This is a genomic window from uncultured Algibacter sp. (genome assembly GCF_963976535.1).
In the GTDB taxonomy this organism is placed as follows: domain Bacteria; phylum Bacteroidota; class Bacteroidia; order Flavobacteriales; family Flavobacteriaceae; genus Algibacter_B.
The window spans coordinates 1-13,306 of sequence record NZ_CAXBLF010000042.1 but is presented as its reverse complement, the minus strand read 5'-3'; the positions used below and the strand labels follow the sequence as shown (position 1 = coordinate 13,306).

The following is a 13,306-nucleotide window of genomic DNA, read 5'->3' as shown; positions in this document are numbered from 1 at the left end:
TAATTCATCGGTTGACTTTGATAGAAAAATTCGCTAACTTCGTTTAACAATCGATAAAGTTCATTGAAACGGAACTATACCTTTGCATTGTGTGTAATTTAAGAAAATGAATATAGAGTTAATCAATAAAAATAGTAAGCTGTTAGAAAAAGGAATTGAATATTTCTGGAAACAATGGGGAAATGCTTCGAATTTTTATTTTTATAAAGATTGTATTGAAAACTCAATTTATGATGATAAATCTTTACCAAAATTTTATTTAATGCTTGATGAAGGCAAAATCATTGGTTCCTATGCTTTACTAATAAATGACCTAATAAGTAGGCAAGACTTATTTCCTTGGTTTGCTTGTCTATTCATTGATGAAAGTTATCGTAATAGGGGTTTAGCAAATGAATTGATAAAACATAGTATTGATGAATCACGAAAAGGAGGATTTGACACTATTTATCTTTCAACAGAATTGAACGAATTTTATGAAAAAAAGGGATGGAAATATTATTCCAAAGGATATACGGCCTTTGGAGATAGTATTAAAATATATTCTAAAAAGCTGAACTAAAAAACTACATTCGATAATGAAACTATCAAAAGATGGCTTTTTTAAAGCAAAAGACTTCATTTTGACAAATGCGAGAATGATAGAAAGGCGTTTGTTTGAATTTCATTTTGAGAATGGAACTACCGAAGGTGTTTTTCATGCAGTTTATGCCTACCGAAATTCTGACGGAGGTTTTGGACACGGAATGGAACCAGATACAGCATCACCAGAAAGTCAACCCCTTTTTAGTATTATGGCACTTGAAACACTCGATGAAGTTGGTTATCTGACCAAAGAAATCATTCTAAATGACTTTATGACTTATTTTGAAAGTATAACAACAGAAAAAGGTGGAATTCCGTGGATGTTTAGACCCAAAAGCACTTATCCTTGTGAAGAACATTTTAAAACAGTTAAAGAATGGGCTGCTTTAAGCACTACTGCACCACTACTTGGAATTTTGGAAAAATATGAGATTGATATTCCTTGGATGAAAAAAGCGGAACAGTTTGTTTGGAGTGAATTTGAGAGAATAAAAGATAAACATGTTTTTTGCTATTTATGTGTACCAAGATGGTTAAGGTTTTTAAAGCATACTAAAAGCCGAGATGAAACTAAAAAAACAATTAACAATTTAAAGAATTGGATATTGACTGACGGAGTTATTTGCAAAGATAAATCAGATGATGGTTGGGGGCTTTACGGAAAACCGCATAGTTTAAATTATGCAACATCTTCCGAAAGCATTCTATATTCTTTATTTACTAAAGAGACTATTGAATCTGACTTAAAAGAACTAATCAATAGACAGAAAGATGATGGACGTTGGGATACTTGGTATGGCATTAGTGAAGGAACAAAATTAGAATGGGCTGGCATACATACATTATGGGCGTTAAAGACCTTGAAAAATTATGGTAAAATTGGAAAATAAATAAAAAACTACACTCAGCCATGTATAATTAATTGCTAGGTTCTAGCCTACTTACGAAAATCATTGCGTCCCGATATCTATCGGGGTTCTATTCGGTTTGTATTTGTTAAATTAGTTGCTGAAGCATGCAATGAAATCATACACAAACACGTTAAACGAACCTCTCCAAAAACAGAACAACAACTTTTGACTTAATACTAAAACTAGCAAAAAAGTGCGTTAGGATTACTCATTGGTTATTATTTTTAAGTTAATGAAATCGTGAATGCAAAGCATTTGAGGCATTTGTTGAAGCTCCCCGACGCAGGAGGGAGCGACTGCCAAAAGTCCGCCCTATCCAGATAACGCTCAACTTCTCGATACATCCCGAAATAAATTAGGGACACTTGTAGTGACATTATTATAAACAAAAAAGGCTCTAGTTTAACATTGGTATGACTTTGGAACTATTTATTTTTAAAGGACTTTGGATGATTGAAACGCAAAACAAATTATCCAAAAGCATAAATATCAAGCGTTCAAGTACTATATCAACACTCTTTTAAACTAGAGCCACAAAAAAATCCAGCTAATAAGCTGGATTTTAATATTTAGATAAACCTACAAGGTTTTGAAAACCTCGCAGGTTATACTATGCGTTGTTTTCTTTCTTAATCAAGTTAAGTGCAGAACCTTCGTTATACCATGCGATTTGCGCATCGTTATAAGTGTGATTCAATTTGATTAAATCTTTAGATCCATCTTCATGAACTGCCTCTAACGTTAATTGTTTTCCTGGAGCAAACGCGTTTAAATCTACAAAATTAAATGTATCATTCTCTTGAATTAAATCGTAATCGCTTTCGTTAGCAAACGTTAAACCTAGCATCCCTTGTTTTTTAAGGTTTGTTTCATGAATACGCGCAAACGATTTTACGATAACCGCAGCAACACCTAAATGCCTTGGTTGCATTGCAGCATGCTCGCGAGAAGAGCCTTCACCGTAGTTATGATCTCCAACTACTATGGTTTTTATACCTGCTTTTTTATACTCGCGTTGTACATCTGGAACGCCGCCATAATCACCAGTTAATTGGTTTTTAACAAAGTTTGTTTTTTTGTTATATGCGTTAACAGCACCAATTAAAGTGTTATTAGCAATGTTATCTAAATGACCTCTAAATCGCAACCATGGGCCAGCCATAGAAATATGATCTGTGGTACATTTACCAAAGGCTTTTATTAAAAGTTTAGCTCCTGTAATTGAATTTCCAATAGGTTGAAATGGTGTTAATAATTGTAAACGCTCTGAATCATCTTTTACCGAAACTTGAATGTGGCTACCATCTGCTTCTGGAGCTAAATAGCCATTATCATCAACAGCAAAACCTTTTGGTGGTAATTCCCATCCTGTTGGCTCCTCAAACATCACTTCTTCGCCGTTTTCATTAATTAACTTATCTGTTAATGGATTAAAATCTAAACGACCAGCAACTGCAATTGCAGCCGTTAATTCTGGTGATGCCACAAAAGCATGCGTGTTTGGATTTCCATCGGCACGTTTAGCAAAGTTTCTATTAAATGAATGGACTATACTATTTTTTGGTGCGTTTTTAGGATCGCTATATCTTGCCCATTGCCCAATGCATGGGCCACAAGCATTAGTAAATATTTTAGCATCTAATTTTTCGAAAATACCAAGTATACCATCACGTGCTGCTGTGAAGCGTACTTGTTCAGAACCCGGATTAATTCCTAATTCTGATTTCATTTTTAAACCTTTATCTAAAGCTTGTTGCGCAATAGAAGATGCTCTTGATAAATCTTCATAAGACGAATTGGTACAAGACCCTATTAGTCCCCATTCAACATTTATAGGCCAATCATTAGCTTTCGCTTTCTCGGTCATTGCAGATCCAACTTCTGTAGATAAATCTGGTGTAAAAGGTCCGTTTAATAATGGTCCTAATTCAGATAAATTAATTTCAATAACTTGATCAAAATAGTGTTCTGGGTTTGCATAAACCTCTGCATCAGCCGTTAAGTGCTCTTTTACAACGTTTGCAGCATCAGCAACATCGGTTCTATCTGTAGCACGTAAATAACGCTCCATAGATGCATCATAACCAAATGTTGAAGTTGTAGCGCCTATTTCTGCTCCCATGTTACAGATTGTTCCTTTACCTGTACAAGACATAGAAATAGCTCCAGGTCCAAAATACTCAACTATAGCTCCTGTTCCTCCTTTTACAGTAAGGATTTCTGCTACTTTTAAAATCACATCTTTGGGTGCCGTCCAACCCGATAATTTTCCAGTTAATTTAACACCAATTAATTTTGGAAATTTTAACTCCCATGCCATACCAGCCATCACATCAACAGCATCTGCACCACCAACACCTATAGCTACCATACCTAATCCACCTGCATTTACGGTATGTGAATCGGTACCAATCATCATGCCTCCAGGAAATGCATAATTTTCTAAAACGACTTGGTGAATAATACCTGCTCCAGGTTTCCAGAAACCAATACCATATTTATTTGAAACTGACTCTAAGAAATTAAAAACTTCACTACTTACATTATTAGCGTGCTTTAAATCTGTTGCTGCACCATCTTTAGCTTGAATCAGGTGGTCACAGTGAACCGTTGTTGGTACGGCAACCTTAGTTTTTCCTGCTTGCATAAATTGCAATAAGGCCATTTGAGCTGTTGCATCTTGACATGCAATTCTATCTGGCGCAAAATCTACATAGTCTTTTCCTCTTGCAAATGCTTTGGTTGGAATACCATCCCATAAGTGAGAATATAAAATCTTTTCAGATAATGTTAATGGTTTCCCTACAATCTCGCGTGCTTTATCTACACGATCTGCCATTTTGGTGTAAACACCTTTTATCATATTGATGTCAAATGCCATAAAATATATTTTAAGTATTGGTTTTTATAAAGTAATGCAAAATACGAAATTAATGTAAGGTTCTAAAAATAAAACGTGCAATACACTGCTGCCTTATATTAAATTATTATAGTGACATTATAATTTAATATGATTTGATTATTGTTAATAATTTTAATGAAAATTATTGATTTCTCAAGCTTTTACTTAATAGAAAAAAGAATTCATTCAATTTTAACAAAAATTACTGCAATAACCTTCAATAAAGTAGTTGTAAATAATTACAAATGGAATTATGAACTGTTTAAGTTTTAATAAAAATTTCTTGAAGCCAACTATCACCGAGGCAAGCCATAGGTGTACCAGCCTGCCGGCTGGCAGGTTTCGCCGGTTTCATTTTGGCCTTGGGACCAAAAATCAAAATTTTATATTTTGCCCCACCCAGAATTGCGAAAAGGTAATTCCGACCTCCCCCAAGGGGAGGTAAATTCGGAAACCCCGAGGTAGAACCATCGGGGAATTATTTAGATTAAAACAAACTATCAATAATTTGTTCTTCAGAAATTCCTTCTGCTTCTGCCTTATAATTTTTAATAATTCTGTGACGCAATATACTCTGTGCTACTGCTTGCACATTTTCTATATCTGGAGAAAATTTTCCATGAATGGCCGCATGGGTTTTAGCTGCTAAAATTAAATTCTGTGATGCTCTTGGACCCGCTCCCCAATCGATATACGTTTTCACAAGTTCTGGAGCCACATCAGAATTTGGTCTGGTTTTAGCAACCATAGACACTGCATATTCTATGACATTATCAGCAACTGGAATACGACGAATTAAATGTTGAAAATCTACAATTTGTTCTGCAGAAAGTAGTGAATTCACTTTAACTTTATTGTCATTTGTTGTTACTTTTACAACCTGAACTTCTTCTTCGTAAGATGGATAATCCAAATTAATGGCAAACATAAATCTATCTAATTGTGCTTCAGGTAAAGGGTATGTTCCTTCTTGCTCAATTGGATTTTGTGTTGCTAAAACAAAATAAGGTAAGTCTAGTTTATAATTATGACCTGCAACGGTAACAGAGCGTTCTTGCATAGCTTCTAATAAAGCAGCTTGCGTTTTTGGAGGCGTTCTATTAATTTCATCTGCCAAAATAATATTGGCAAAAATTGGCCCTTTAATAAATTTGAAATGGCGATCTTCATCTAGAATCTCACTTCCCAAAATATCACTAGGCATTAAATCTGGAGTAAATTGAATACGTTTAAAATCTAGCCCTAAAGCCTGAGCTATCGTATTAACCATCAAAGTTTTTGCTAGACCTGGAACACCAATAAGTAATGAATGGCCTCCTGAGAATATTGAAATAAGTATTTGAGTTACAACCTCATCTTGACCAATAATAACTTTGGCAATTTCAGTTTTTAAAATTTTAAACTTTTTTACAAATTCTGCAATGGCAGCAACATCAGACATACTAACTATTTTTTTAACCAGTTACCAGAAAAATCACAAGCTTTGTGTTCTTTACTTATTTTTATATAAGTATCTAGTATTTTTTCGTCTTGCCACTTTTCAATGGCTCTAATTTTCTTTTCTTCTAAAGCTAGGTCTTTAATCTTCAAATAATCACGTGCATAATCCGCTTTGTGCTCATCAATTCTATCAGTAACCATTAAAATTTTAAATTTCACATTACCTGTTCTATCTTGTTCGCTTAAAACCAAACTCACTTCTTCATCTTTTAAATTTTGAATTTGTGCATAAAGCTCTGGATCCATTCTTGTTAACTCAAAATTATAATCTTGTGTTGTCGGGTTTATCAATTGTCCACCATCATTCTTAGTTTCTTTTTCATCACTCACTTCTTTTGCTGCATCAGCGAAAGAAATATCACCATCAACAATTCGCTTTCTAACATTTTCTAAGCGGTCTTTGGCTTCTTGAACAGCTTCACTAGAAACTTTAGGTGTTAACAAAATATGGGCAACATCATATTCTTGACCTCTTATTTTTTCTAAAGTAACAATATGATAACCAAAATCGGATTTAAATGGTTCTGAAACTTCACCTTCTTGCAGTGCAAATGCAACTTGCCTAAACTCTTTAACCATTCTTGGTTGTTTTCTGTTTAGCGTATATTTACCACCTTTACTAGCTGAACCTGGGTCTTGGGAGTATAAAACAGCCTTAGAACGGAAACTTGCTCCTCTTTCAATAATATCTGCTTTAAATTGTTTTAAACGATCAATGATTTTTTGATTTTCTTCTTCAGAAACCTTAGGATCAGCTACAATTTGTGCTACTTTAAGTTCTGTACCAAAAGTTGGCCGTTCATCTTCAGGGATCTTATTATAAAAGGCTCTTACTTCTTCTGGTGTAATTTCAATTTCCTCAACAATTTTAGCTTGCATTCTTTGCGCAAGCAGGTTTGACTTATTAATTTCAAACATTTCTTCTCTAAAACTTTGCTCGTCGTCTTTATTATAAAATTCTAAAAGACGTTCCATTGAACCTTTTGTTTGTTGAAGAAACTGTTGAATTTGATAGTCTACATTTTTTCTTATTTCAGCATCAGACACTGGAATACTATCTTGAATAGCATGATGTGCGTACAGCTTTCTTTCCAACATTAAACCAAATAATTGGCAATCATCTACGCCTTCAAGAGAGCCTCCACTTGCTTTAACCTGATCTCTTTCTTTTTGAATATCAGATTCTAAAACTATAAAATCGCCAACTACAGCGGCAACACCATCAACTTTTCTTGCATTTGACGTATCAACAGAATCTACTTTTTTAGCAACTTCTTTTACCTCATCTTCAATAATTTCTTGAGCATTGGTAGTACTTGCTGTTATTAGGACTACAAATAAAGCCAATACGTGTTTTAGGTTAATCGTAAATTTCAAATTGTTTGTTTTTAATGGCATCTTTTGTGATATCTTTTTCTAATTCTTTAATCAGTTCTAGCTTACGTTTGTTAATGACTATTTGATCAATAGTAGGCTTAACATATTCTAACGGTGCGGTGTCATTTCTAACTAAAACATCATTAATTTGCATCAAATATACTCCTAATGAATCTTTGAGTTGTACAAAATTAGATTTTTTTAACAGTTGATTTTTGTTTTCAGAATTAACTGCTGGGATTTTCTTTATAACTTGAGTTAATTTAATCCAAATAGAGTCATTAAATGAGTAGGATTTAAACTGAATTGAAATGGAATCTAGAATTTTTTTATCTGTTTTGTTGTACCGCCTAAATTGTTTTTTAATATTGGCGTAGTTGATAATATTTTCATCTACATGAATATAACGGAATTTAAGAAGTTCTTCGTTTAATTTAAACACTTCTTTATTATTTGTATAATAAGCTTGAGCTTCATCAATAGGAACAACAGTATCTATACTTCGCTTCACTAATGCTTCAATATAAGCTTTAGAATACAAGTCATTTTTATATTGAACCACCAATTTATTGAAAGCGCCTTGCTTTTCTTCACTTAAATTTAGTTTAGCACCGTCAACAAATAACTGTTGTGTAGCCCACTGATTGATGAAATTTTGAATTATAAGTGTACTATCTTCTTTTGATGTACCTTCAGATACCAAGCCATTTATATCATCTTTATAAAGATAATTTTCGTTAACTCTGGCTATAGGAGTGCTGTCATCTGATTTTTTTATAAAATCACATGAGTTTAATAAAACCAACAAAACAATTAAAATGACTTTAACGCGCACGAATTAATTTTTAAGTTGAGACTTAACCTTTTCAAGTACGTCTTGATTAACTTCAATTTTATACTTCTCTCTTAAATCTTTAAGCCAATTTTCTTCTTTAAAATTTTGATAATCACTAATCACAGCTCCTTTGGCTTCTTCTAAAGTTTTTTGTTCTTGTGGTAAAACGTCTTTTACATTAACAACAACAAAAGCATCATTATGTTTCTGTATTTTTGAAATCCCTTTTTTGAAATCAAACCCTTTTGGAAGGGCTTGGTGTTGCGCATCCATAATACCAGAAGTAAAAATAACATCTACTTTATCATTACTATTCACAAGAGACTTAATCTGATCTAACTCTATGTTTTTGCCTAAAAACTTAGACACTTTTTTAAGTGTTTTTTGTTTCGCAGAAGAAGCAACAACAGCATCAACTCTTTTAGGCTTTACATAATTAGCTTTATTACTTTCATAGAATTGCTCTATGGCTGTTGAATCTGTTTTTGCAGTATTCCAAATTGTGGTTTCCATAAGATCGAATAACAATAATCCATCTCTGTACTCAGCTACTATATGAGCATAATCTTCATTTTCAAACTCTAAATTACCCTCTTGATATTTAACTAAACTATCATTTAAAAAAGAATCGTATTTATTTGACACTAACGATTTTATAGCTTCTTTTTTCGTTGCATTACGCTGTGAATTGGCTAAGAAAACACCAAAATCGTTATAAGTAAATTGTTTATCACCTATTTTAACTAACGGCTGATTGCCTTTAAAATCTTCAGGAAGTTTCCAAGTTCTTTTAAAATAATCATCATTTAAAATGGAGACAAAATAATCTAAATTAGGTTGTTTAACACTAATATTATACTTTGTTTTTAACTTATTAGTTAACGCTTCATCTATTAATTTAGATCTGCTATCGCGCTTTACCTTTTCTACTAACTCAGGTCTCATAATTTCAAAACTAGGTACAGCCTTTTTATTATGCAGCTTTACAATATGCCAGCCATAATCAGTCTTAAACGGCTCTGAAACATCGTCAATATGCTCTAAAGCAAAAGCAATATCTTCAAACTCTTTAGCTCTTATTTGCCCTCCAGTAAAGGCTTTCATCATGCCTCCTTTTGGTGCTGAATTCTTATCATCTGAAAACTGTTTAGCCAAAGATTCAAATGCTTCACCTTGGTTTAGTTTTTTATAAATGTCTTGAATTCTAACTTCAGGCTTTTCAGCTAACGAATCATTTTTATTCTCAATGACCATAATGTGAGCAACTGTACGCTCTCCTCTTGATTTACGCTTATCTAAAACATTTACAATATGATAACCAAAACGTGTTCTAAATGGTTTCGACACATCGCCAACATTGGTATTATAAGCAACGCTCTCAAATTTATAAACCATTTTAAAACCACCAAAATAGCCTAATTTCTCACCGTAAACAGTTTGTCCGTTATGGACTTCTGCTCTCACTTTTTCAAATCCTTCTTTTAAGGCTCTGTCTCGTAATTTTATGATTTTATTATATGCAGCCAGCGTATCTTGCGGATTTGCATTTTCGTCAACTTTAATTAAAATATGATTGGCATTAAGCTCATACGACATACGCTCATAAGCTTCCTTTACCAATTTATCTGTAACTTTTGAATCCGTAATGTAATTTTTGGCTAATTGTTTTTTATAGCTTGAAAGTTCTCTTTTATATGAAGGCTTTTCATGTAATTCTAAACGTCGCGCTTCCTTTAGCTTCAATTTATAATTTGTAAAAAGCTTTAAATACTCATCAACATCTTTTTGAGATTCATCTTGCACTAAATCAAGGTTTTTATTATAAACTCTTAAAAATTCAGAAGCATAAACGGGTTCGTTATCGACCGTAAAAAGCACATCTTTATCAACAGACTGTCCTTTTACATTTAACCCATAGCATGCTAAAAATAAAGTAAATAAATATCTTAATTTCATCTGTTTAAATTTTATTATTTTCACTGGTCAGATGTAATTCGCTAATAAACATTTTAGATAGTATAGTCTAAGTTGCTATAGCTTATTTCATGGAGTGATTTTTTTTAACGGTTACAAAAATACTAATATAAACCTATAATACAAGTTGTTTTTCATCTGTTTAAATTTTAACATTTCTAATGGATCAGATGTAATTCACAATCAAGTACCTTAATTGAATATCAAGAATTGGCATTGCTCATTTCAAACGATTAAAAAAAGTAATTATTATACTTATTAAACTTCAAAACAACTATTTTGACGCATTACTTTTTACATTATATTTGAAGTAAACTAACTCATTATTTTTTAGCTTAAATTATATGCGCAAACTAAAGTTAATATGGGATTTTCGTGGGCCTCATGCTAAGAAAATTGCTGAACACCACAACATTCATTTAAAAGAGTTTATTCAATTAGAAAGCTTAAATATTACCATTACTGGCGTTGAAGATTTAAGTGATAGCCATTCTATTGCTTTTTTAGTGGTAGATGAAACAGACATGAAGCCCATTAGAGATGCTTTAAAACCTCATAGAGGACAGGTTTATACAGGAAAATAAGTATGAAAGCAAAATATGATGACATTGGTATAAGCTATAACGACACACGTTCGGCAGACCCATACATTGCTGAACGACTTTTAAAAAATCTAAACCCAAAAGCTAATGGCTTATATGTAGATATTGGTTGTGGTACAGGTAATTACACAAATACATTTCAGGAAAAAGGGTTTAATTTTATTGGTATTGACCCTTCAGAAAAAATGCTTGAAAAAGCAAAACAAAAGAACAAACATATAGATTGGATACTTGGGAAAGCCGAAAACATAACATTAAAAACCAAAAGTATCGATGGTATTATTGGTAGCTTAACTATACATCATTGGGGTGATTTAGAAAAAAGTTTCGATGAGCTCTATCGTGTATTAAAACCTAATGGACATCTAGTCATTTTTACATCAACACCAAAGCAAATGAAAGGGTATTGGCTAAATCATTACTTTCCTAAAATGATTGAAGACTCGATGCTACAAATGCCTTCTTTTGATCACGTAGAAAAAGTCATGATTAATTCTGGTTTTTCTAAAATAAAAACAGAGCTTTACAATATTAAACCTAATCTTAAAGATTTGTTTTTATACTGTGGAAAGCAAAACCCAAAACTTTATTTTAACCCTGCCATAAGACAAGGTATTTCGTCATTTTCATCATTGGCGAATAAAAATGAAGTTGAAATAGGATTAAAAAAGCTTGAAAAAGATATTCTTAATAATGGCAATCAAGATATAATGGACTCTTATAAAAATGATTTGGGAGATTATCTTTTTATAGTTGGTGAAAAATTATAGCATTAGTCTAATCCAATAAATCAATTATAATTTAAGCTATTACAATTAAATTTTACTGATTTAAACATCCATAACAAGTTTATATCCTACACCTCGAACATTTACAATTTTTACCTTTGAATCGAATTCCAATTTCTTCCTTAATTTCGATATAAAAACATCTACAGTTCTACCAATATAATCACCTTCATCACCCCAAACTATATTTAAAATTACATCGCGTTCCACGGTTGTATTAGCAGCATTATATAGTAAAAGTAGTAAGTCTGCTTCTTTACTTGTAAGTTCTATTTTTTGGTGATCAATGATGAGTTCTGTATTCTGCTTATCAAAATAGTATGCACCTAAAGGAATCAAATTAGGGTTATTATTTCGTGTATTCGAACGCTTCCACAGAAAAAGGGTTGTCGAAAATACGAGCAAAAACAGCCCAATAATTGAATAAACTCCTAAGTTAGGTTCATCATTAATATCCCCAACCTCTAGTATTGTAAATACTAGATTATAACAAGACTTGGGTTGTACTCTTCCCTGGCATGGAATGATGTCTGATTTCGCTAAATTGGTCATTTCGAAACTATAAATAACATCTGTAGTTTCACAATGCACCATTTCCACAATATAGTTTTTTGTTATTCCTGTTTCTTTAACAATACGATTAACCGTGGAGACTAAATATTCTGGATCGAATACCAACTCAGATTCAAATTGAATTCTGTACTGATTATTTTCCTTTACTATAGGTAATACACGCGAAGTGCTATCCTCTGCACTTAGTAGAATTTGATGTCCAATCATTCGTAATGCCACTTCTATATGTTTATCGCTAGAAGTATCTTGAGCATTACTGCTATTGATAAACAAAAAAAGGCATATCAAAATGGAAGAAACTATTTTAAAACGTCTTGAGGTCATGCTACAAAACTATTCGAATATGTGACAATTTATAATGTTTTACACAAAATTTACATTATTTTACATTTAATTGCAGTATTGAAGCAGCTATACCTAGTAGATTTGAAATATATTAATCATTAAATCAACAGTTATGAAAAAAACAATAATAATTTCTTGTATAGTTCTGGCTATCTTTAGTTTTTTAGCCTTCACATTTATCAATAAAAATAAAAGTACCTCAGATAACTTAGAAACAGCAAGTTTAGAAGTTTCAACTAAAGCAGAGGAAACTAAAAAACAAACTTTTCCAGATTTTATCTATGATATAGGCACAAGGTTTAGCCCAATAAAAAAAGAAGCTATAATTAATGCTACATCAGTCAATAATATTTTTAGTAAAGATGAAATGCATAACATGGAATCTGTCAAATCTGTTGAATTTATTATAGTTGAAAATGATAAACGAGCAGATAAAAGTGAGACTGCAAATAGTGCTTCATTTACTGATGAGCAAATTAACTTCTTAAACTCTCTTGATTACTCAACTAACTTTATAATGGAAGTGGATTATAATATAAAGACAGATTTAATAGAAAGAACTTCAACGCCACACTATACAGTTGTGCCTGATATACAAGCCCAATATATTTATGGTAAAGATGCACTAATTAAATATTTTATTGAGAATACAAAAGAAGAAACCGCTAATATACCAGAGGACAAACTACAACCAGCAAAGTTATATTTCACTGTTACAAAAAACGGAACGGTTAACAATGTGAATCTAGATAGATCGTCAGGTTACCCAAATATTGATGAATTAATGATTGGATTAATTAACAATACTCCTGGAGGATGGATACCAGCATTGAATTCAAAAGGAGAAACAGTTGACCAAGAATTAGTAGTTTCGTTTGGCTTAATGGGTTGTTAATTTAAACACATATAATAAA

Annotated in this window: 11 protein-coding genes; 5 read left to right on the top strand and 6 right to left on the bottom strand. The window is 32.2% G+C overall.

The genetic code is table 11. The annotated features are described in order from the left end of the window. The first annotated feature begins 106 nt into the window (after window positions 1-106). Both AAC024_RS11420 and AAC024_RS11415 read left to right on the top strand, forming a co-directional pair. Entirely contained in the window at window positions 107-562 is a 456-nt protein-coding gene (locus AAC024_RS11420; RefSeq protein ID WP_339895531.1) for a GNAT family N-acetyltransferase, read from the top strand. Window positions 563-578: 16 nt separating this feature from the next. Beyond that, entirely contained in the window at window positions 579-1,475 is an 897-nt protein-coding gene (locus AAC024_RS11415) for a hypothetical protein (protein WP_339895529.1), read from the top strand. A gap of 631 nt (window positions 1,476-2,106) precedes the next feature. Here AAC024_RS11415 and AAC024_RS11410 read toward each other — a convergent pair. From AAC024_RS11410 to AAC024_RS11390, 5 genes are all read right to left on the bottom strand, one after another. Next, a complete protein-coding gene (locus tag AAC024_RS11410) occupies window positions 2,107-4,377 on the bottom strand; it encodes an aconitate hydratase (protein WP_339895528.1) in 2,271 nt (756 codons plus the stop codon). Between the two features lie 508 nt (window positions 4,378-4,885). Next, window positions 4,886-5,839, bottom strand: coding sequence for a MoxR family ATPase (locus AAC024_RS11405; RefSeq protein ID WP_339895526.1), 954 nt, complete (start codon window positions 5,837-5,839; stop codon window positions 4,886-4,888). A 5-nt stretch (window positions 5,840-5,844) separates the two neighbouring features. Next, the gene (locus AAC024_RS11400) at window positions 5,845-7,296 is read right to left on the bottom strand and encodes a peptidylprolyl isomerase (protein ID WP_339895525.1); all 1,452 of its coding nucleotides are present in this window, start codon (window positions 7,294-7,296) and stop codon (window positions 5,845-5,847) included. Then, entirely contained in the window at window positions 7,259-8,110 is an 852-nt protein-coding gene (locus AAC024_RS11395; RefSeq protein ID WP_339895523.1) for a peptidyl-prolyl cis-trans isomerase, read from the bottom strand. Before AAC024_RS11395 ends, AAC024_RS11400 begins: the two co-directional genes overlap by 38 nt. A gap of 3 nt (window positions 8,111-8,113) precedes the next feature. Next, window positions 8,114-10,066, bottom strand: a complete 1,953-nt coding sequence (locus AAC024_RS11390; protein ID WP_339895522.1) for a peptidylprolyl isomerase — start codon at window positions 10,064-10,066, stop codon at window positions 8,114-8,116. 362 nt (window positions 10,067-10,428) lie between these two features. On the opposite strand from AAC024_RS11390, the gene AAC024_RS11385 reads away from it, so the two are divergent. Next, window positions 10,429-10,668 (top strand): hypothetical protein, encoded by a 240-nt coding sequence (locus AAC024_RS11385; RefSeq protein ID WP_339895521.1) that lies wholly within the window; start codon window positions 10,429-10,431, stop codon window positions 10,666-10,668. 2 nt (window positions 10,669-10,670) lie between these two features. Then, window positions 10,671-11,456: a class I SAM-dependent methyltransferase gene (locus AAC024_RS11380; protein WP_339895520.1), complete on the top strand. Its 786-nt coding sequence runs from the start codon at window positions 10,671-10,673 to the stop codon at window positions 11,454-11,456. Window positions 11,457-11,516: 60 nt separating this feature from the next. Here AAC024_RS11380 and AAC024_RS11375 read toward each other — a convergent pair whose 3' ends face one another. Next, the gene (locus AAC024_RS11375) at window positions 11,517-12,371 is read right to left on the bottom strand and encodes a winged helix-turn-helix domain-containing protein (RefSeq protein ID WP_339895519.1); all 855 of its coding nucleotides are present in this window, start codon (window positions 12,369-12,371) and stop codon (window positions 11,517-11,519) included. Window positions 12,372-12,504: 133 nt separating this feature from the next. Here AAC024_RS11375 and AAC024_RS11370 point away from each other — a divergent pair, with 133 nt between their 5' ends. Then, on the top strand, window positions 12,505-13,287 hold the full coding sequence (locus AAC024_RS11370; protein WP_339895518.1) for a hypothetical protein: 783 nt from the start codon (window positions 12,505-12,507) through the stop codon (window positions 13,285-13,287). The last annotated feature ends 19 nt before the right edge of the window (window positions 13,288-13,306 follow it).

What these genes read in the sequence shown, in the direction of transcription:
- AAC024_RS11420 (WP_339895531.1), top strand. Translation starts at nt 107, where the DNA reads ATGAATATAGAGTTAATCAATAAAAATAGTAAGCTGTTAGAAAAAGGA.
- AAC024_RS11415 (WP_339895529.1), top strand. Translation starts at nt 579, where the DNA reads ATGAAACTATCAAAAGATGGCTTTTTTAAAGCAAAAGACTTCATTTTG.
- AAC024_RS11410 (WP_339895528.1), bottom strand. Translation starts at nt 4,377, where the DNA reads ATGGCATTTGACATCAATATGATAAAAGGTGTTTACACCAAAATGGCA.
- AAC024_RS11405 (WP_339895526.1), bottom strand. Translation starts at nt 5,839, where the DNA reads ATGTCTGATGTTGCTGCCATTGCAGAATTTGTAAAAAAGTTTAAAATT.
- AAC024_RS11400 (WP_339895525.1), bottom strand. Translation starts at nt 7,296, where the DNA reads ATGCCATTAAAAACAAACAATTTGAAATTTACGATTAACCTAAAACAC.
- AAC024_RS11390 (WP_339895522.1), bottom strand. Translation starts at nt 10,066, where the DNA reads ATGAAATTAAGATATTTATTTACTTTATTTTTAGCATGCTATGGGTTA.
- AAC024_RS11385 (WP_339895521.1), top strand. Translation starts at nt 10,429, where the DNA reads ATGCGCAAACTAAAGTTAATATGGGATTTTCGTGGGCCTCATGCTAAG.
- AAC024_RS11380 (WP_339895520.1), top strand. Translation starts at nt 10,671, where the DNA reads ATGAAAGCAAAATATGATGACATTGGTATAAGCTATAACGACACACGT.
- AAC024_RS11375 (WP_339895519.1), bottom strand. Translation starts at nt 12,371, where the DNA reads ATGACCTCAAGACGTTTTAAAATAGTTTCTTCCATTTTGATATGCCTT.
- AAC024_RS11370 (WP_339895518.1), top strand. Translation starts at nt 12,505, where the DNA reads ATGAAAAAAACAATAATAATTTCTTGTATAGTTCTGGCTATCTTTAGT.